Here is a 19,318-nt window from a genome sequence, read left to right as displayed (position 1 = left end):
CGTCGTGCCCCGCGGGCGTGCGGGGAGGTAGCGTGGGGGCATGCCCGCCACCGTCCCGCTGGTGCTGCTGCACCCCTTCCCCACCGAGGCCGCGTTCTGGCGCGAGCTGGTCGCCGCGCTGCCGGGGGACCGCCCCGTCGTGCTCCCCGAGTTCCCCGGCCTCGGCGGCGCCCCGCCGCGGGCGGACGCCACGGTCGACGGGTTCGCCGACGAGGTCGCGGAGCGGATCGGGCGGGAGGCGCCGGAGGGGCGCGCCGTCGTCTGCGGCCTGTCGCTCGGCGGGTACGTCGCGTTGTCGCTGGCGGTGCGCCACCCGGACCGGGTCGCCGGCCTGGTGCTGGCCGACACCCGCGCCGAGGCCGACACGCCCGAGGCGCGCGACGGACGCCACGCGGCCGCCGCACAGGTCCGCGCCGGGGGGACGGCGGGTTTCCTCGACGGGTTCGTGCCGAAGCTGGTGGCCCCCGGCGACGCGGACGCCCTCGCCCGTGCCCGCGCGCTGGCCGACGCCCAGGACCCGGAGGGCGTGGCCCGGGCGCTCGAGGCGCTCGCGGGGCGGGCGGACCGGGTCGCCGACCTGCCGGGTGTCGCGGCGCCCACGCTGGTGATCGTCGGCGAGCACGACGGGCTGACCCCGCCGGACTTCGCCCGCACCCTCGCCGCGGGCATCCCGGGCGCCGAGCTGGTGGTGATCCCCGGCGCCGGCCACCTCACGGCGCTCGAGGCGCCGGACGCCTTCGCGGCGGCGCTCACCGGCTTCCTCGCCCGGCGGCTGCCGGGGTCCTAATGGCGCTGGGTCGGTCTCGTAGGAGAGGCTGATCCTCCGAGCCGCCGGTGGGTGAGCACTCCTGTGTCCTGGGCCTTCGAGCCCTACGGCTAGAGCGTGCCCCTGCCGGTCGGCGAGGGGTCAGACGGCTGGTGGGATGGCGTGCCGACACGAGCACTGATCCATTAGGTCGCCGCGGGCCTCTCAGGCTCGGGAGCACAGAGGGTCTGTTCCGAGAGGAGGCGCATCGTGATCTTCGTGGGCGTCGACTGGGCCGAGGCCCACAACGACGTGGCGGTGATGGATGAGCAAGGGGCGATCCTCGGGCGCGGGCGCTTCGGGGTCGGGGTGTCCGGCCTTGCCGAGCTGCACGGCCTGATCGCCGATCACGCCGCCGAACCCGATCAGGTGATGCTCGGCATCGAGGTCGATCGCGGATTGCTGGTCGATTCGCTGGTCGGGGCCGGCTACCGGGTCTACGGCCTCAATCCGTTGGCGGTCAGCCGCTACCGCGATCGCCACACGAACCTCAGGCGCGAAATCCGACGGCGCTGACTCCAAGCTGCTGGCCGATCTGGTGCGCACCGATCACCACAACCACCGACCGCTCGCCGGCGACTCGGACAGGCGAGCGCCATCCGGGTGCTGGCCCGCGCCCATCAGGGCCTGATCTGGACTCGCCAGCGCCAGGTGAGCGGCCTGCGCTCGGCCCTGCGCGACTACTTCCCGGGGGCCCTGTCGGCGTTCAGTACCGACCTGGGCTCAGCCGATGCATTGTCGATCCTCGCCATCGCCCCGACGCCGCAGGTTGCCCGAGGGCTTTCACGGGCGAAGATCGCCGCGGCGCTTGGGCGCGGCGGCCGGGAGCGCAACCTGGAGCGGCGGGCGGCCGAGATCCAGCAGGCATTGCGCATCGAGCAGCCCGAGACGACCGATCTGGTGGCCGAGGCCTTCGCAGCGGCGAGCGCGGCGCGGGTGGCGGTGCTCGTATCGCTCAATCAGCAGATCGCCGCCCTCGAGCACGAGCTCGGTGAGCATTTTGATCGTCACCCGGACGCCGAGATCCTGCGCAGTCTTGCCGGACTCGGCTCAGTGCTCGGCGCCCGGGTGCTCGGCGAGTTCGGGGATGACCCGAACCGCTACGCCGATGCTAGAGGCCGCAAGGCCTATGCGGGCACCGCCCCGATCACCAAGGCATCGGGTCGCAGCCGGGTGGTGCTGGCCCGCGTGGCCCGCAACCGGCGCCTGGCCGATGCCTGCGAGCGATGGGCCTTCAGCTCGTTGAACGCAAGCCCGGGCGCACGGCGCTACTACGACGCCCTGCGGGCGCGCGGTAAGACCCACTCACAGGCCACTCGCCAGCTCGCCAACCGCTGGGTCGGGATCCTCCACGCCTGCCTCGATCGACGGCAGGCCTACCGAGAGGAGACTGCCTGGCCCGCCAGCGAGCAGCTAACCCGCCTCGTGGCTTGACGCCTAGAGCCGTGGGATGTCTAGCCGGCGGAGCGGTGGCGGCGGTAGTAGGTCGAGGCCTTCGCCCGCGCGCCGCACCCCTCCATCGAGCACCACCGGCGGCTGCGGTTGCGGCTCGTGTCGAGGTACATCACGGGACACGCGGCGTCGGCGCACTCCCGCACCCGGCCGGGGCTGTCCCGCACCAGGTCGAGTGCGTCGAGGACCGCGGCGACGAGCAGGCAGCACGAGGTCGTCGCGCCCGGGGTGAAGCGGGGCCGGAGCGTGTCCTCCTCGACGCACAGGTGGCCGGGCGCGCCGCCGAGCCAGCCCTCCGCGATCCGCGCGACGGCGGGGCCGTCGCTCGCGAGGAGGGCCTCGCGCAACCCGTCCCGGAGGGCCCGCGCGGCGGCCAGCTCCGACGGTGAGATCGGGGGCGCGTGATCCGTCGCGCCGGTCGCGACGAACCAGCGTGCGAGGTCGTCGGGACGGGTGAGGAGATCTTCCGTGCCCAGACGGGTATTGCACAGGTCGAGCGCAGGGCGCCCGGCCAGGAGGATGAAGTCCCGGGGCGGCGTCATCGTTTGACGATCATCGTCAATCGGCGTATTCTCACCGGCAAAGATCTATCACAGTGGTTGACAGGAGCGCCTCGGATGCCTTCTCTACCCCCCGCCATCCACCTCGCCGTCCACCGTCGCGGCGACGGGCCGCCGCTGGTCGCGCTCCACGACCTCGGTCAGAACGGTGACAGCATGATCGAGGCCCTCCGGGCGGTCGAGGGCGAGTACTCGATCATCGCCCCCGACCTGCGCGGGCACGGCGACTCGCCGACGCCGGCCGGGCCGTGGAGCATCGACGACTTCGCCTCCGACGTCGCCCGCCTCGTGGCGGCCGAGGGCGGCGGCGCGATCCTGGTGGGCGTCGGCCTCGGCGCGGCCACCGGCCTCGCCCTGGCCCTCGGCCACCCGGGCCTGGTCGCCGGCCTCGTGGTCTCGGGCGTCGGCCCGCGCGGCGAGGACCTCGAGGGGCAGGACCGCTGGCAGCGCGCGGCCCGCGCGCTGCGCGAGCGGCGTGGAGCCGAGGGCGCGGCACTCGCGGCCGAGGCGATGGGCACCCGGCCGGACTGGCGCGGCGCGCTCGCCCAGGTCGACGCGCCGGTCATCGTCCTCGCGGGCAGCGCCGACCGCGCCGTCCCCGCCGAGGTGCAGCGGGAGCTGTCCGCCTGGATCCAGAACGCGCGGTTCCAGGTCGTCTCGGAGGCCGGCCACAACGTGGCCATCGAGCGCCCGAACGAGCTGGTCAGCGCGGTGCGCAGCCTGAGCCGGCACCGCCAGCCGGTCGCCGCCTAGATCCCGCGCACACCGGCCCGTCCCCTCGCGGGGCCGGGCCGGCGCGTGGCGCTCAGGTCAGGCGCACCCGGATGCGCAGGGGACCGCCCGGATCGTCCGTGACGCGGGTGAGCTCCGCCGTGCGGCCGGGACGCGTCGTCGCGAGCGCCGCCGTGACGGCCTCGCGCAACTCCTCGAGCGCGGCGTCGTCGTTGTCGACGCGCAGCCGGTCCGGGACGACGATCAGGATCTCGTCGCGGTCGAACCGGACGCCGTGGCCCAGTGGGTCGGCCTCGACGTCGGCCGCCAGGCGGTCGGCGGCGGCGATCGACGCGGCGAACCGCTCCGGGAGGTCGCCGGACCCGTCGCGCTTGCGCTGGTAGAGCACACCGGGGCGGCCCCCGGCGAGGTCGAGGGAGCGGTCGGCCTCGTGGCCGATCAGCATCACGCCCGGGCCGTCCGGCACATGGGCGTAGTCGGCGACGTCGATCGGGACGCCGTCGAGCACCCGCTGCTGGATCCATCCGTGGAACAGCGGGATGACGTCGTCCAGGTCGATGACCTCGGGGTTGACGGCGTACAGCTTGGCGCCGATGCGGACGAGGTCCGTGGTGGTGGCGGTGGTCATCGCGTCCCCTCCTACACGAGGGCCGACTGCGCGCCGGCCTCGCGGATCTCCATGGCGTGGACGGCGTCGATGAACAGCTGCGACTCCTCGACCAGCGAGCGCGTCGCCTCGTCCTGGTGCTCGGCCGGCGAGCCGGCCTCGTGGCGGTCGAACAGCGGCCGGGCGAACCGGCCCTTCGCGAAGCGGTCGAAGAAGCGCTCCGTGTCGTAGAAGCGGGTCCGGAACTCGCGGACGATCGTGTCCGGGTCGTCCGGGACGTTCGGGTGCTCCGTCCGCACCAGCGCGCGGGCGCCGGCGACCATCGCCGCGTAGGCGCGCTCGTCGGCGCGGGCGAGGTCGCCGTCCTCGAGCGCGACCTGCGCGTCGAAGGCGATGCTCTCGGCCATCGTCAGCTCGAGGTCGGTGCTGGAGATGACCTCGCCTGCGCACTCGCCGATGCCCATGTCGCCCATCGTGAAGACGCGGGCGTCGCCCCAGTCGGTGTAGAAGCTCGGGTCCTCGTCGACCGGCGGGACCGTCTTCAGCTCGCCGATCATCGCGCCGAGCTCCTTCTTTCCGAGGCGGGCGATCCAGTCCTGGAAGCTCTCCTCGCCCTCGCGCTCCGTCACGAACCGGGTCGTGATGGCGTCGACCACCTCGGGGATGCGCTTCGACGGCACCGACCCGATCGCGAGGCCGTACGAGCCGGCGTTCTCGCGCCAGCGCCCGCCGAGCACCACCTGGAAGTGGGGGACGGTGACGCCGTTGATCTTGCGGCTGTTGCCGAAGAAGCCGATGTCGGCGACGTGGTGCTGGCCGCACGAGTTGAAGCAGCCGCTGACCTTGATGCGCAGGCCGCGGACGGCCTCGTCGAGCTCGAACTGCTTCGCGGCGAGGCGGGTGCGCAGCTCGCCGGCGAGGCCGCGCGAGGACGCGATGCCGAGCTTGCAGGTGTCGGTGCCGGGGCACGAGGTGACGTCGACGATCGTCCCGGCGCCGGGGGCGGCGAGGTCGATCGCGACGAGGTCCTCGTAGAGGGCCGGCAGGTCGCCCTCGGCGACCCAGCGCAACACGATGTTCTGCTCCACCGTCGTCCGGACGGCGTCGCCCACGTACTTCCGCGCGACGTCGGCGAGCTGGCGGGTCTGCGTCGAGCTGAGGTCCCCGAGGGGCAGCGCGACGGTCGCCACGGCGTAGCCGGGCTGGCGCTGCCGGTAGACGTTCGTGCGGAGCCACTCGCGGTAGCCGTCGGGCAGCGGGGCGCCGTTGGCGGGGGCCGGGACGGCCTCGCGCACGGGCGACTCGGTGTAGTCCTCGACCGAGGGCAGGTACGACGTCCAGCGGTCGTCGTGGGGGAGCACCTTGCGCTCCTCGTCGACCAGCCGGCGGAACTCGTCGATGCCGAGCTTCGCGACGAGGAACTTGATCCGGGCGCGGTTGCGGTTCGCCTTCTCGCCAAGGCGCCCGAAGACGCGGGCGATCGACTGGACGGCGGGGAGGAGCTCCTCGACGGGGTGGTCCTCGTAGAGCAGCTTCGCCTGGTGGGGCGTGGTGCCGAGGCCGCCGCCGACGTAGAGGTCGAACGACCGGCGCTCGACCCCGTCGACGATCGACGTCCGGGCGATGGCGCCGAAGTCGTGCATCATCACCAGGCCGCAGGCCTCGCCGGCGCAGCCGGAGAAGGCGGGCTTGAACTTGCGCCCGAAGTCCTGGCAGTCGGGGTGGCCGAGCAGGAACCGGAACAGCGCCGCCGCGTAGGCCGTCGTGTCGAAGGCCTCCGTGTGGCAGACGCCGGCGAGCGGGCAGGCGGTGAGGTTGCGGACCCCGTTGCCGCAGGCCTCGCGGGTGGTGATGTCCACCGACGCGAGGCGCCGCATCAGGTCGGGCGTGTCGTCGATGTGGACGTAGTGGAGCTGGACGTCCTGCCGCGTCGTGATGTGGAGGATCGAGTCCGAGTACTCCTCGGCGAGCTCGGCGATCACGTCGAGCTGCTCCGGGGTGATGCCGCCGTACGGCACCTTGATCCGGACCATGCCCGGGGCGTCCCACAACGTCTCGGGGCCCTTGGTCAGGTCCCCGGCGGGGTAGACCAGCTCACGCGAGGCGAGCCCGTCGTGGCGGTGCCCGTTGTCGTAGCGCTGGCCGTAGACGCCGCGGCGCAGGCGCGTCTCGGCGAAGACGCGGTCCTCGATCTTGCCCTTGCGCCGCAGCTCCATCTGGCCCTCGAAGATGTCGATCTCCTCGGCCAGCTCCGGCGGCATCCTCTCGAGGAGCCGCTCCCTCCACTCGGTCGTGCTCATTCCACCGCCCCTGGGATCGCTGAGCGGCGGAAAATAACAGATACCCGGGGGGTATCCCTAGTTTTCCTCGGGCTCCCCGATCTTGCCCTGGGCGACGTCGGCGAGCGCGCGGACGATCTGGACGCACATCGGGTCGCTCACCGCGATCTGCACCTGGCTGCCGTCCTCGTCGTCGAAGGCGAGCGTCCAGTGGGGCACGAGGCCGTCGGCGGTGTTCTGCGGCGGGGTGACCGACACGCCCACGACGTTCGGCTGGAGCGCCCAGAACAGGCCCTCGGGGAGGCCGGACGGCTGCGGCTCCCAGTTCGCCGCGTCGCCCATCTCCTGGCGGAACGGCTCCGCCTGGGTGAAGGCGTTCATCATGTTCTCGGCGTCCGCGGTGGCCAGGGGGAGCGTGAGCACGACGTTCGGCCCGCTCTCGAAGGCGAGGAGCGCGACGGGCAGCGCCTCCGGGTCGGGCGCCTCGCCGTTCTCGTCGATCTCGACGGTGACCGGCGAGCAGTCGAACCCCGTGGCCTGGAAGGCGATGGTCTGTCTCATGCTGCCCCCTTCGGGCGGTGCTAGCGTCAGCCGCGTGCGGCGTGGAGCGATCCCCTGCCCCGTGGCTCTTGCGGGGGGCATTCTCACACACGCCCGCGTGCGCCGGTCACGGGCGGGCCGATGAGGGTCGTGTGGCTCGACGGCGGGCTGGTGGCGCCGGGCGACGCCCACCTGTCGATCGACGATCCGGGTGTCCGCTGGGGCGAGGGCCTGTTCGAGACCATGCGGGCCGTCGACGGGCGCGTGCCCCTGCGCGACCGCCACCTCGCGCGCCTGGAGGCCTCGGCGGCGGCGCTCGGCCTGTCGCCGATGCCGTCGGCCGCGGAGGCCGCCGCCGCCGTCGACGCCGCCCTCGCGGCGTTCGGCCCCGGGCCGGCGCGGGTGCGCCTGACGGCCACGCCCCGGCCGACGCTGCTCGTCGAGGTCGTCGCCGACGACCCCCACCCGGCGGCGCCGTCGGCGGTCACCGCCGTGACCGTCGTGGGGGCGTGGCTGCCGGGCGACGCCACCGCCGAGCACAAGACGCTCTCCTACCTGCGCCACCGGGGCAGCCAGCGCCGGGCCGAGGCGGCGGGGGCCGACCACGCCCTGCTGCTCGACGACCGCGGCCGGGTCGGCGAGGCCGCCCTCGCGAGCGTCGTGTGGGCCGACGCCGACGGGCTCGCGACCGCCCCCGTGCGCGGTCTCCTGCCGGGCGTCGCCCGGGCGGTGGTCATGGAGTCCCTGGACGTGCGGGAGGAGGCTCTCGACCTGCGCCGGCGCGACGGCGCCGCGGAGGTGGTGCTCGTCAACGCCGTGCGCGGGGCGATGGCCGTCGTCGCGATCGACGGGCGGGCCGTCGGGTCCGGCGCGCCGGGGCCGTGGGCGCGGAGGATCGCGCGCGCCCTCTCAGGGACACACTAGAAGTCGAAGTCGAAGAGGTCCTCGAGCATGCCGCGGCGGCGGCGCTTCTTGTCGGTGCGCTCGTCCTCGTGGTCGCGCGGCGGCGGCGGGGCGGTGGCGCGCCCGGCGGGACGGCGGTCGGCGCCGCGGCGCCCCTCCATCTCGGCGAAGAAGTCCTCGTCGTCGTCGCGGACGCCCGAGGCGGCGCGACGCTCGCGGTCGAGGATCCGGTCGAGCTCACCGCGGTCCATCCACACGCCGCGGCACTCGGGGCACGCGTCGATCAGGACCTCGCTGCGCTCCAGCTCCACCAACCGGGTGCCGCAGGCGGGGCAGCGCATCGGCTCGCCGCGCGTCGGTCGGTGGATCGCCCCCTCCATCACGATCCAGGGTAGCGCACGGGACGCGGGACGGGTCGTCCCGCGGCGCTCAGCTCGCGCGGCGGCGGGTGCCCTTCTCGGCGCCGGTGGCGGCGACGCGGCGGCCCAGGAGGCGCATCGCCTTCAGGCCGAGCGACAGCTTCTCGCGGTCGTCGGTCTTCGCGATGTCGAGGCCCGACAGCTCCGCGATGCGGTCGAGGCGGTACCGCACCGTGTGGCGGTGGGTGTAGAGGGTGCTGGCGGTGGCCGCGAGGTTGCAGTCGTGGCCGAGGTAGGTCGCGAGGGTGCCCACCAGCTCCGTCTGGTACTGCTCGTCGTACCGCACGAGCGGCGCGATCGTCTGGCCGTAGAAGGAGATCAGCTCCTCCGGCCGGTCGGCGAAGATCTGGAAGAGGAGCTTGTAGGTGCCGGTCTCCTCGAACGTGACGACCTCGCCGACGCGGCCGAGGCGCTCGCCGATCGAGAGGGCGAGGCGGGCCTCGTCGAGCGCGACACCGAGCCGCTCGGGCTCCGGCGTGTACCGGGACAGCGCGAGGGTGAGCGCGAGGCCGGGGACCGTCTCGCGGGTCGCGCCGAGCAGGCGCTTGCCGAGCGTGAACGCCTGGGCCTCGATCTCGTCGCGCGGCGGGTCGCCGCTCCCCGTCGCCGTGGGGGGCAGCAGCGCGAGCAGCCGCCCCTCGTTCCAGTCGACGAGCGAGCGGGGCCAGTGGAGGTCCATCGCCGCGCGCGCCTGCTGCAGGAACCGCCGCACGAGGCGGGGGTCGGTGATGACCCGGCCCTCGGTGTGGGGGTCCTGGAGCTTTCCGATGAGGGCGACGGCGCCCCCGGAGAGGTCGGCGCCGAGGTGGCGGGCCCGGCGCACGAGCGACTCGCGGCTGACGATCTCGCCGGCCATCAGCTCCTCGATGAGGTCCCCGCGCAGCCGCGACTCGGTCTCGGTGCGCACCTCCTCGCGGGCCCGCTCCAGCATCGACGCGACGCCGAGCTCGCCGACGACGCCGAGCTCCACCGCCCCGAGGGCCGACGGCGACCACACCACGAGGACGCCGATGACGCCGCTCGGGGCGTTGATCAGCTCCCGGTGCACCCCCGGCATCCCCTCCTCCACGAAGGGGCCGATGATCGACGCGGGGCCGTGGCCGCGGGCCCGCACGATCGCCTCGTCGAGGAACGTCTCCTGCGTGCCGTCGAGGCCGCTCGCCCCGAGGACGTCGAGGTACTCGTCGAGGACCGCGACGGGCATGCCGAGGATCGCCGAGGCGGTCTCGACCAGGCCGGGGTAGCCGCGGCCCTCGAGCAGCGGGCGGCGCAGGGCGACGCGGGCGCGGGCGGTCTCGGTGACGCTGCGTCCCCCGGCGACGGCGGCCGCGAGGGCGGCGATCACCGCGCTCCAGGTGGCGTCGGCGGGCAGGACGAGGGCCGGGACGCCGAGGGGCGTGGTCGGCGCGGTGCGGCAGACGACGCCGACGGCGCCGGCGGGGACGGACGCCGGGGGGGCGCCGGGGCAGACGATCAGGGCGCCCGCCTCGGGCGGGACGTCGGGGTCGATGAGCGTCAGCGCGGTGACCCGCGCGGTGACCGCCGCCCCCGACGGGACGACGCGGGCGCCCTCGAGCGCCGGGACCCCGAGCAGGTCGCCGATGGTGGTGCTGTCGTCGGCGCCCGTCACGGGCGCGATTCTCGTCGTCACCGGCTGGACAATGGGGGGCTGCGGGCGCGGTTTCAAGCGGACCGTCCGGCGGGGCCGCGTGTTTGTCCACACGGCGAAAGATCGGGGGGCGCGTTTGGCCCTCGGTCACAAAGCGCCCGCGCCCGGGCCCGTCGTATCATCCGGCGCTGCCCGAGCCAAGGAAAAGGAGGGCCCTCCGCGTCATGCCGAGAGTTCGAGAGAGCAACGTCGTCGCCGCCCAGTGGAGCCCCAACGGCTCGATCGGCACCGGCGACCTGACCATCCCCGGCACCTCGATCTACGGTGCGAACGTCTTCGGTCCCGACGAGCAGCGCCAGCGTCTGCCGAAGGCGATCTTCCGTCAGCTCCAGGCCACGATCGACCGTGGCGAGCCCCTCGACCCCGGCCTCGCGGACGCCGTCGCCCTCGCGATGAAGGACTGGGCCCTCGAGAAGGGCGCCACGCACTACACCCACTGGTTCCAGCCGCTCACGGGGTCCACCGCCGAGAAGCACGACTCCTTCTTCGGCCCGGTCGGCGACGGCACCGCCCTCGCCCAGTTCACCGGCAAGGAGCTGGTCCGCGGCGAGCCCGACGCGTCGAGCTTCCCGAGCGGCGGCATCCGCGCCACGTTCGAGGCCCGCGGCTACACCGCCTGGGACCCCACGAGCCCCGCGTTCGTGCTGGAGAACCCGAACGGCGCGTACCTCTGCATCCCGACGGCCTTCGCGTCGTGGACGGGTGAGGCGCTCGACCAGAAGATCCCGCTGCTCCGCTCGATGAGCGCGCTGAACAAGTCGGCGCTGCGGGCGCTCCGCCTCTTCGGCGACACCGTCACGCCGCGCGTCTACACGACGATCGGGCCGGAGCAGGAGTACTTCCTGATCGACGAGCAGTTCTTCTACCAGCGCCCCGACCTGGTCGCGACGGGCCGGACGCTGTTCGGCGCGAAGCCGGCGAAGGGCCAGCAGCTCGACGACCACTACTTCGGGTCGATCCCGGAGCGGGTGCTCGCCTACATGCTCGAGATCGAGCAGGAGCTGGCGAAGCTCGGCGTGCCGATCAAGACCCGCCACAACGAGGTCGCGCCGGCGCAGTACGAGGTCGCGCCGATCTTCGAGAACTCCAACGTCGGGACCGACCACCAGCAGCTCTGCATGCAGGTGATGCAGAACGTCGCCCGCCGCTACGGCATGGTCTGCCTCCTGCACGAGAAGCCGTTCGCGGGCGTGAACGGCTCGGGCAAGCACAACAACTGGTCGATGAGCACGGACGAGGCGAACCTCCTCGACCCGGGCGACACGCCGCACGACAACCTGCAGTTCCTGTTCTTCGCGACCGCCGTCATCTCGGCGGTGTACACGCACCAAGGGCTGCTGCGGGCGTCGATCGCGAGCGCGGGCCAGGACCACCGGCTCGGGGCGAACGAGGCCCCGCCGGCGATCATCTCGATCTTCCTCGGCCGCGAGCTGGAGGACGTGTTCACGGCGATCGCCGCGGGCGAGCCCGCCGTGAGCGTGGCCCGCGAGGTGATGAACCTCGGCGCGCACGTGCTGCCGGACCTGCCGCGCGACACCGGCGACCGCAACCGCACGAGCCCGTTCGCCTTCACCGGCAACCGGTTCGAGTTCCGCGCGCTCGGGTCGAACCAGTCGCCAAGCCTCGCGAACACAGTCCTCAACACGATCGTCGCGGAGGCGATCGACAGCCTGTGCGAGGACATCGAGTCGAAGATGGCCGGCACGAAGAAGAAGCCGGGCAAGTCGTTCGAGGAGGCCCTCGGCGAGGTCATCGCCGCGACCTACAAGACCGCCGGCAAGGTGGTCTTCGACGGCGACGGCTACTCGCAGGAGTGGCACGACGAGGCGGCGAAGCGCGGCCTCCTCAACCTGCGGACGACGCCGGACGCCCTGCCGCAGCTGATCAGCGAGCGCTCCCAGTCGGTGTTCAGCAACTACGCGGTGCTGGACGAGCGGGAGCTGCACGCCCGCTACGAGGTCGCCCTCGAGCAGTACGTGATCAAGCTGAACATCGAGGCCGAGACGGCCGCGGACATCGCCGCGACGATGCTGCTGCCGGCCGCGGCCCGCCACATCACGATCCTGAAGGGCGTCGGTCTGACCGCGCTCGCGAAGGAGACCCTCGATCTGGTGACGGCGTTCACGAAGGCGATCAAGACCCTCCAGACCGCCAACCTGGACGAGAACCACCCGACCGACCTCATGGACGAGGCGGTGTACATGCGGGACACGGTCATGACGGCCATGAACGAGGTCCGGGAGATCGCCGACCAGCTGGAGCGCACGGTCGCCGACGACCTGTGGCCGCTCCCGCGGTACTCGGAGATGCTCTTCATCAAGTAGCGCCGCGCGGCGCCGACGGCCCCGTCCGCCACCGGTGGACGGGGCCGTCTCCGTTCTGGGAGCCTCCACCGATGGACGCCGCCGACCCGCTCGAGCTCGACGCCCGGGGGCCCTTCCGCCTCCGGGCCGTCGCGGTGAGCCACGGCTGGTTCCAGACCGCGCCGTTCCGCTGGGACGACGGCGGCGAGGGCCGCCTCGACCGGGTGGAGCCCCTCGACGGGCACGCCGTGACCCTGGCGATCGCCCCGCGCGACGGGGGCGTTTCGGTGCGGCCGTCCGTCCCCCTCGACGGTGCCGCGCGGGACCTCGCGTCGGCGTGCGTACGGCGGATGCTGCAGCTCGACGCCGACCTCGACGGCTTCGCGGAGGCCGCCGCGGCGGTCGACCCCGGCCTGGCCGGTGACCTCGCGGCGTACGGCGGCGGGCGGATGCTGGCGGGCGCGTCGTTGTTCGAGGACGTCCTGAAGGGGATCTGCGGGACGAACACGACGTGGCGTCAGGCCGTCGGCTGCATCAACCGGATCGCCGGGCTCGGCCGCGACGGCGCCTTCCCCGACCCGGCGGCGGTGCTGCGCGCCGGGGAGGACCACCTCCGCGACGTGGGTCGGGTCGGGTACCGGGCGCCCGCCATCACCGACGCCGCCCGCGCCGCGATCGACGGCCGCCTCGCCGAGATCGAGGCCGACTCCCGGGCCGGCGACGTCGACCGCGCCTTCGCCGGCCTGCTCGCCCTCCGCGGCATCGGCCCCTCCACCGCGGGTTCCATCATCCTGCTGATGGGGCACTACGACCGGCCGTCGATCGACTCCGCCACCATCCGGGTCGCGCGGGAGGCGTGGTTCGACGGCGTCCGGCCCACGCCGACCCAGGTCGCCGCCCGCATCGCCCCCGCCGGGGACTTCCGGGGGCTCGTCCTCGCCTGGGCGACCCTCCGCGCCTGGCAGCGGGACACCGGCCTCGGCTGAGGTCCACGTGGACGCGGGGGCGAGGTCCATTCGGACCCGCCGTCGTGGTCCACTTGGACGTGGGGTCCTGGTTCATTTGGACGCGGGGTCCTGGCCCATTTGGACCCGGGGGCGTGGTCCAATTGGACCCGGGCCTCGGCCGCCCGGCGGGGGGCTAGCGGGTGAGGGGGGCGCGCACCCGGGCGAGGAGGCCGCGCCAGCGGCGGGCGCAGGCGTCCCAGGTGTGTCCGGCGGTCCAGCGGGCGCCGGTGGCACCGAGGGTCGCCCGGAGGTCCGGGTCCGACGCGAGGCGGGAGAGCTGGCGGGCGTAGGTGGGGGCGTCCACGTAGAGCAGGCCTCCCCCGGAGCGGGCCGTCTGCCCGGCGAGGACGTCGGACCGGGCGGTCGCCAGCGTCGGGCGTCCGTGGCTCCAGGCCTCGAGGGCGACGAGGGAGAGGCTCTCGTGCGGGGAGGGCAGCACGACGATCTCGGACGCCGCGAGCAGGCCCGCCCGCGTCGCGTCGTCGACGAAGCCGGTGGTGACGACCCAGTCGGGCAGCGCCATCGCACCCGCCGGCCGTCCCGCGAGGACCAGCCCGAGCGGTCCGCCCGCCGCCCGGTAGCGACCGTGGGCGCGCACGAGGGCGTCGAGGCCCTTCGCCGGGTCGACGCGCCCGAGGTAGAGGGCGAAGCGCGCCGGCAGGCGGAGGGCGGCGCGGGCGGCGGCCGCGTCGCCGGGCGGTGCGGGGTCGATGCCGGCCCCGACGACCGCCTCGGGACGTGACCCCACCCCGTGGAGGTCGTCGACGAGGCGCCGCTCCTCGGGGGTCATGAAGGCGAGCCCGGCGGCGAGGGACACGAGGCCGCGGGTGAGGCCGAAGCGCAGCATCGGCTCGTCGTGTGCGAGGGGGACGAGGACGGAGCGCTCGGGGGCGAGGGGCATCGCGAGCTGGGTGGTCGCGTACAGGTAGGTCCAGAGGGCGAGCGCCTCGTGGCGGGCCCGGGCGCCGGCGAGCATGCGCAGCATCCCGGGGACGACGGGGCCCTGGGCGCGTGCCCAGGCGCGTTCGAGGGCGTCGTCGCCGCGGCCGAGGGCGAGTTCGCGGGCGAGGGCGGCGTTGCGCGCCGGGTCGGGCGGGTCGGCGTCGAACCGGTGGACGACGACGTCCCCGTCGCGGGTGGTGCCGGGCGCGTAGTGGGGCGCCCACGTGAGGTAGTCGCGGGCGGTGGTGGTGTAGACCTCGATGTCCTCGCCGCGGGCGGCGAGTGCGTGGGCGGTGGAGCGGCAGAGGCCCTCGGCGCCGCCGGCGACCTCCTCCCCGTAGCGCTGGACGACGAACGCGACGCGCACTAGTGCCCGGCGCCGCGCTCCAGGTCGGCGACCCGCCGCTCCAGGCGCGCGATCTCGGCCCGCAGGCGGTGGCGGTCGCGCTCGAGCTGACCGAGGAGGTCGGCGAGCGCCGGCGTGATGAGGCGCAGCACGGCGCGGCGGGCCCCGGAGACGACCCGCCCGGCGGGCCCGGACCGCGCCGACGCGGCGGGCTCGGCCAGCCGCAGGGGTGCGAGGGGTGGTTCCCCGCCGGCGCGCCGCAGCTCGATCAGGAGGCGGTCGGGGTCGGGTTCCGGGCCCGCGCCGGCGACGGCGTCGTCGGGTGGGGGCGGGGGGGTCAGTAGGCCCCCCGGCGTCCCAGGACCACGGGGATGGTGCGGGCCATGATCGTCAGGTCGAGCCAGATCGACCACGTCTCGATGTAGTAGAAGTCGAGCCGGACGAGCTCGTCGAAGGAGAGGTCGCTGCGCCCGCTCACCTGCCACAGGCCGGTGACGCCGGGCAGGACGAGGTAGCGCTTCTTGTGGAGGTCGTCGAGGCGCTCGAAGTCGCGGCGCGGCAGCGGCCGCGGGCCGACGAGGGACATCTCCCCGCGCAGGACGTTCCACAGCTGGGGCAGCTCGTCGATCGAGAGCCGGCGCAGGACACGACCGACGCGGGTGACCCGCGGGTCGTCGCGGATCTTGAAGAGCGGCCCGTCGGCCTCGTTCGCGTGCTCCAGGTCGTCCTGTTCGCCCTCGGCCCCGAGGCGCATCGTCCGGAGCTTGAGGCAGTCGAACTCCTGCTCGTCGACCCCGACGCGGCGGCTGCGGTGGATGACGGGGCCGCGGTCGTCGAGGCGGATCGCGAGGGCCGCGATCAGCAGGACCGGTGAGACGAGGATGCCGATGACCGAGGCGGCGACCAGGTCGAAGGCGCGCTTGGCGAGGAACTCGGCGCCGCCGAGGACCGGTGGCCGGAGGTCGAACAGGGGCAGGCCGGGGGCGGGGACGGCCTGCACGGAGTGCGACAGCAGCTCGGCGGTCGTCGGCGCGAGCCGGACGGGCAGGCCACGGCGGCGGCAGATGTCGAGGAGCTCGAGGACGGGGCCGTCCTCGCCCGCCCAGCCGGTGAGGATGACCTCGTCCACGGCGGCGGGGTCGAGGGCTTCGCGCAGGTCGGCGGCGGGGCCGGCGAGCGCCTCGCGCCCGAGGCCGGCGGTGAGCTGGTGGCGGCCGACGACCCGGTAGGGGACGCCCTGGCGGCTCTCGGAGCGTTCGAGGCTCTCGGCGATGGTGGCGACGAGGGCGGGGGCGCCGACGAGGAGGGCGCGCCTCTCGAAGTGGAGCGCGTCGAGCGCGAGGGCGGTGACGCTGTCGTAGCTGGAGCGCAGCGCGACGACGAAGGCGCCGATCAGGAACCAGGACGCGTAGAAGATGTAGTAGGTGTCGAACCGCCAGCCGGCGACGAGCACGACCACGAGCACGATGACGGTGGCGAGCGTCACCGACGACAGCATCCGTGCGGCTCCCCCGCGTTGCTCGCGGGGCGAGTAGAGGCGGTTCTTCGCGAAGACGAGGACGAGCGTCGTCGCGGCGAGCGGGAGGGCCTTCTGCTCGACCGCCCAGATCGCGCCGGCGTCGACGGGCTGGTCCTGCACGAGGAGCTTGAGGGCGAGGGCGGCGTAGATGCCGGCGAAGCAGGCGGTGACGTCGAGGGTGACGAGCACGGCCACGGAGAACACCCGGCGGATCGCCGCGGTGCCGGCGGGGCCCGCGAGCATCGGCAGGAAGCGCGAGTCGCGGCGCATGTGCCGGCGGTCGTCGCCGGCCTCCGTCGGCGCGACGGGACCCGGGTCGCCCGGCCGCGTGGGCCGGGTGGTCATGCGGACGTGGCCGCCGTGCTACCGCGGGGCGTCGCCCCTGCGTTCACGCCGAACCCGTCATGTGAGGCCGATCGCACGTGCGGATCGTACTGCCGATGGGGGAGCCCTGCGCTCCACGGGGGCGTCGTGGACGGCGGCGCCGGGCCTCCCGCGCCTGTGACGGCGGCCGTCGCGGTCGTCAGGCGGGCCGCCGCAGCCGGAGGTAGACGACCCCGTGGGTCCCCCCGGGGACGTCCGCCGACCCGCGGATGCGGCGGAAGTTCACGGGGCAGACGAGCGCCAGGAGGTTGCCGACGAGGAACGAGAGGGGACGCGCCGCGAAGAAGAGGCGGTGCACCGGCAACCGCTCGCGGACGTATTCCCGCGCCTCCTCGGTCCACGGCAACCCGAGCAGGCGCCGCGTGAGCCCGGCGTCGTCGTAGCGGCGTTCGAAGAACGCCCCGTCGGGCGGTCCGTCGGTGACCACCCCCTCGCCGGGCATCGTCGCGGGCGGCTGGGGGTCCGCGTCGCCGTAGACGGGACGGGCGGTGCGCACCTCCGTCGGGCGGGCCGTCACGTTCGTCGTGAGGTGGAGGACGCCGCCGGGCCGCAGCACACGCCAGATCTCCGCCATCGCGGTCGCGTCACCGTCGCCGGCGACGTGCTCGATCACCGAGACGCACACCACGGTGTCGAACGACGCGTCGGCGAAGGGGAGCGCGCGGGCGTCGGCGACCCGGAGGTCGAGGGCGGGGTCGAGCGCCCGCCACCGCGCGATCTCGTCGGGGAGGATGTCGATCGCCACCCACGACCCCGCGCCCTCGTGGGCGAGCAGGCTCGGCAGCAGCTTGGGACTGGAGACGTCGAGGCAGTCGCCCGACACCGGCTCCCGCGCGACGCGGGCGAGCTCGTGGAAGCGCCACGGCTCGAGGGGGACGAGCATGCGGTAGACGCCGCCCCGGACGTCGGTCCACCCCCGGCCCCGCAGGCCGCGCACCAGCCAGCGCGCCCCGAGGCGGTGGCTGTGGGCGATCAGGCGGAGCCAGGCCGGCCCGCGCCGGCCGGTCGTCATCGGCGCAGCGCCTGCCGGTAGACGTCGCGCGTCGCGGTCGCGGACGCCGACCACGAGTACCGCGCCGCCTCGGCCCGCCCCGCCTCGCCGCGTGCCGCGAGGGCCTCCCGGTCGGCGAGCGCCTCCGTCAGCGCCGCCGCGATGCCCTCGGGTGTCACGTCGTCGAGGAAGATCGCGGAGCGCCCCCCGATCTCGATGAGCGACGAGTTGCGGGCGCACAGCACCGGGCAGCCGTGGGCCATGGCCTCCACGACCGGCAGGCCGAACCCCTCGTACGCCGAGGGGTAGGCCAGCAGGGTCGCGCGGCGGTAGAGCGCCAGCAGCTCCTCGCGACGCTCGAAGCCGCGGATCTCGCAGCCGGGACCCGCCGCCGCCCGGATCCGCTCCTCGTCGCCGCCCTCCCCGCCCACGACCACCAGCCGGCAGGGTGGGGGGTCGGCGGGGGCGTTCGCCATGTAGATCGCGTGGCCCTCGACGAGCTCCGCGATGCGCTTGCGCGGCTCCCGGATGCCGACGCTCAGGATGAACGGCTCCCGCGGCCCGGGGGGACGGGTGTCGGGGTGGACGCCGTTCGGGACCACGCGGATCCGCTCCGGTGGCACCCGGTACAGCTCCTGCAGGTCCCGTGACGTCGACTCCGACACGGCGATGACGCGGGCCGCCTTCTTCACCGACCGTCGCGCGAAGAGGCGCGCGTAGCGCCGGAAGTTCTCGGGGAAGGCCTCGGGCACCCGCTCCCAGGCGAGGTCGTGCATCGTCACCACGGTCGGGCACGGACTCCACCAGGGCCCCCACGTCACCGGTGCGTGCAGCACCGCGGCCCGGCGCCGCGCGGCGGCGGCCGGCAGCAGGACGTGGAGCCAGAGCATGTCGATGAGCAGGTTGCCCCAGGAGGTCAGGCGCCCCATGCGGGGCAGCCCGGGGGGCCCGTAGATCCACTCGACCCGGAGGTCGGACGCCGGCCGGTTCTCCATGACGTGCTGGAGCTCGTGGATGTAGGTGGCGATGCCCGTCTTGCGGCGACGCGCCATCCGCCCGTCGACCAGCACCAGCGGACGGTCCTCGGGGGCCGCACCGTTCGACGACGCCGGCGTCTGCCCGGTCGCCACGTGGTCCGACCGGCGCGTCCTGCGGAGCGGCCAGAGGCGCGGTCGGCGTGCGGTCATGCGGGCGGTCCTCTCGGCGGTCGGGTGCGCGACCGTCGGACCTCCCCGCCGCGCCGCCGGCGACGATGCACCCGGGCGCCACCGATCACCGTCCCCCGTGGGGATGCGGTTCGCGGACCACCCCGGTCATGCCGCCGACATGGGTCGTCCCACGATCGACGTCGCGAGGGAGCCTACAGGCAGCCCGTCGGCGGCCGCGGCGCGGAGCGCCGACCGGCGGTCGCGCGCCAGCCCGAGGGTCATCCGCAGCGTCGCGTCGATCGCCGCGAGCCACTCGTTCGCGCAGTCGCAGTGGACGAGCACGGCGCCCTCGTCCCGCTCGAGGAGCTCCCGGACGGCGTCCGCCAGCTCGTTCAGTCCGCGGCGCGCCTGCTCGGGGTCGCGCAACGGGTGCCACCGCACCGTGAGGCCGAGGTCGGCGTACTCGGCGAGCGCGTGGCGGGTGCGCATGCCCGACACGACGGAGGTGACGCCCCTCTCCCGCCACCACGCGATCTCGCTCCCCCGCAGGTCCCGGCGGTGGTTGCGGCCGCAGCGGCCCGGCCGCTCGGCGACCGCCAGCCTCTCCGGGACGATCCACGCGTACCTGGCCGGCTCCATCGCTCCTCCTCGCTCGCCATCTGCATGACGGGGAGGATCGGCGCACGGCGCGTGACGGATCCACGCGGACCCG

General features: G+C 74.3%; 17 protein-coding genes and 1 pseudogene. 7 read left to right on the top strand and 11 right to left on the bottom strand.

The genetic code is table 11. The annotated features are described in order from the left end of the window. Nucleotides 1–40 precede the first annotated feature (40 nt). Nucleotides 41–787, top strand: coding sequence for an alpha/beta fold hydrolase (locus tag IU369_RS00540; protein ID WP_217922612.1), 747 nt, complete (start codon nt 41–43; stop codon nt 785–787). Between the two features lie 228 nt (nt 788–1,015). Beyond that, nucleotides 1,016–2,239, top strand: a pseudogene (locus tag IU369_RS23160) (IS110 family RNA-guided transposase). Between the two features lie 20 nt (nt 2,240–2,259). Here the strand turns inward: IU369_RS23160 and IU369_RS00525 are convergent. Continuing rightward, nucleotides 2,260–2,799 (bottom strand): CGNR zinc finger domain-containing protein, encoded by a 540-nt coding sequence (locus IU369_RS00525; RefSeq protein WP_217922609.1) that lies wholly within the window; start codon nt 2,797–2,799, stop codon nt 2,260–2,262. 75 nt (nt 2,800–2,874) lie between these two features. Between IU369_RS00525 and IU369_RS00520 the strand changes: the two genes are divergently transcribed. Continuing rightward, on the top strand, nt 2,875–3,570 hold the full coding sequence (locus IU369_RS00520; RefSeq protein ID WP_217922608.1) for an alpha/beta fold hydrolase: 696 nt from the start codon (nt 2,875–2,877) through the stop codon (nt 3,568–3,570). A 52-nt stretch (nt 3,571–3,622) separates the two neighbouring features. Here the strand turns inward: IU369_RS00520 and IU369_RS00515 are convergent, their stop codons facing one another. Genes IU369_RS00515 through IU369_RS00505 form a run of 3 tightly spaced genes read right to left on the bottom strand, consistent with a single transcriptional unit; the run spans nt 3,623 to nt 6,996 of the window. Continuing rightward, a complete protein-coding gene (locus tag IU369_RS00515; RefSeq protein WP_217922607.1) occupies nt 3,623–4,177 on the bottom strand; it encodes a hypothetical protein in 555 nt (184 codons plus the stop codon). A gap of 11 nt (nt 4,178–4,188) precedes the next feature. Continuing rightward, on the bottom strand, nt 4,189–6,456 hold the full coding sequence (locus tag IU369_RS00510; protein ID WP_217922606.1) for a nitrite/sulfite reductase: 2,268 nt from the start codon (nt 6,454–6,456) through the stop codon (nt 4,189–4,191). Nucleotides 6,457–6,513: 57 nt separating this feature from the next. Beyond that, the gene (locus IU369_RS00505; RefSeq protein ID WP_217922605.1) at nt 6,514–6,996 is read right to left on the bottom strand and encodes a hypothetical protein; all 483 of its coding nucleotides are present in this window, start codon (nt 6,994–6,996) and stop codon (nt 6,514–6,516) included. A 120-nt stretch (nt 6,997–7,116) separates the two neighbouring features. Between IU369_RS00505 and IU369_RS00500 the strand changes: the two genes are divergently transcribed. Continuing rightward, nucleotides 7,117–7,899, top strand: a complete 783-nt coding sequence (locus tag IU369_RS00500) for an aminotransferase class IV (RefSeq protein ID WP_217922604.1) — start codon at nt 7,117–7,119, stop codon at nt 7,897–7,899. Here IU369_RS00500 and IU369_RS00495 read toward each other — a convergent pair. Beyond that, nucleotides 7,896–8,219, bottom strand: a complete 324-nt coding sequence (locus tag IU369_RS00495; RefSeq protein ID WP_425516836.1) for a TFIIB-type zinc ribbon-containing protein — start codon at nt 8,217–8,219, stop codon at nt 7,896–7,898. The two genes, IU369_RS00500 and IU369_RS00495, sit on opposite strands and share 4 nt — an antisense overlap. 88 nt (nt 8,220–8,307) lie before the next feature. Then, nucleotides 8,308–9,948 (bottom strand): PucR family transcriptional regulator, encoded by a 1,641-nt coding sequence (locus tag IU369_RS00490; RefSeq protein WP_217922602.1) that lies wholly within the window; start codon nt 9,946–9,948, stop codon nt 8,308–8,310. Nucleotides 9,949–10,130: 182 nt separating this feature from the next. Between IU369_RS00490 and IU369_RS00485 the strand changes: the two genes are divergently transcribed. Together IU369_RS00485 and IU369_RS23495 are read left to right on the top strand one after the other, a co-directional pair. Further along, entirely contained in the window at nt 10,131–12,290 is a 2,160-nt protein-coding gene (locus IU369_RS00485) for a glutamine synthetase III family protein (RefSeq protein WP_217922601.1), read from the top strand. 71 nt (nt 12,291–12,361) lie between these two features. Next, a complete protein-coding gene (locus IU369_RS23495) occupies nt 12,362–13,255 on the top strand; it encodes a DNA-3-methyladenine glycosylase family protein (RefSeq protein ID WP_217922600.1) in 894 nt (297 codons plus the stop codon). 154 nt (nt 13,256–13,409) lie between these two features. On the opposite strand, the gene IU369_RS00475 is transcribed toward IU369_RS23495, so the two are convergent. Further along, complete coding sequence (locus tag IU369_RS00475) at nt 13,410–14,585, bottom strand: glycosyltransferase family 4 protein (RefSeq protein ID WP_217922599.1); 1,176 nt, start codon at nt 14,583–14,585, stop codon at nt 13,410–13,412. A 2-nt stretch (nt 14,586–14,587) separates the two neighbouring features. Here IU369_RS00475 and IU369_RS00470 point away from each other — a divergent pair, with 2 nt between their 5' ends. Beyond that, on the top strand, nt 14,588–14,908 hold the full coding sequence (locus tag IU369_RS00470; RefSeq protein ID WP_217922598.1) for a hypothetical protein: 321 nt from the start codon (nt 14,588–14,590) through the stop codon (nt 14,906–14,908). Here the strand turns inward: IU369_RS00470 and IU369_RS00465 are convergent. The 4 genes from IU369_RS00465 to IU369_RS00450 form a co-directional block, all read right to left on the bottom strand. Next, a complete protein-coding gene (locus tag IU369_RS00465) occupies nt 14,902–16,428 on the bottom strand; it encodes a sugar transferase (protein WP_217922597.1) in 1,527 nt (508 codons plus the stop codon). The two genes, IU369_RS00470 and IU369_RS00465, sit on opposite strands and share 7 nt — an antisense overlap. Nucleotides 16,429–16,606: 178 nt before the next feature. Continuing rightward, on the bottom strand, nt 16,607–17,479 hold the full coding sequence (locus IU369_RS00460) for a class I SAM-dependent methyltransferase (RefSeq protein ID WP_217922596.1): 873 nt from the start codon (nt 17,477–17,479) through the stop codon (nt 16,607–16,609). After that, nucleotides 17,476–18,645: a glycosyltransferase family 4 protein gene (locus IU369_RS00455; protein ID WP_217922595.1), complete on the bottom strand. Its 1,170-nt coding sequence runs from the start codon at nt 18,643–18,645 to the stop codon at nt 17,476–17,478. Before IU369_RS00455 ends, IU369_RS00460 begins: the two co-directional genes overlap by 4 nt. 126 nt (nt 18,646–18,771) lie before the next feature. Further along, a complete protein-coding gene (locus tag IU369_RS00450) occupies nt 18,772–19,245 on the bottom strand; it encodes a protein-tyrosine phosphatase family protein (RefSeq protein WP_217922594.1) in 474 nt (157 codons plus the stop codon). Nucleotides 19,246–19,318: the final 73 nt, after the last annotated feature.

The organism is Miltoncostaea oceani, assembly GCF_018141545.1.
Taxonomy (GTDB): Bacteria; Actinomycetota; Thermoleophilia; order Miltoncostaeales; family Miltoncostaeaceae; genus Miltoncostaea; species Miltoncostaea oceani.
The sequence above is the reverse complement of the archived record's forward strand: the minus strand, read 5'-3'. Positions and strand labels throughout refer to the sequence as shown.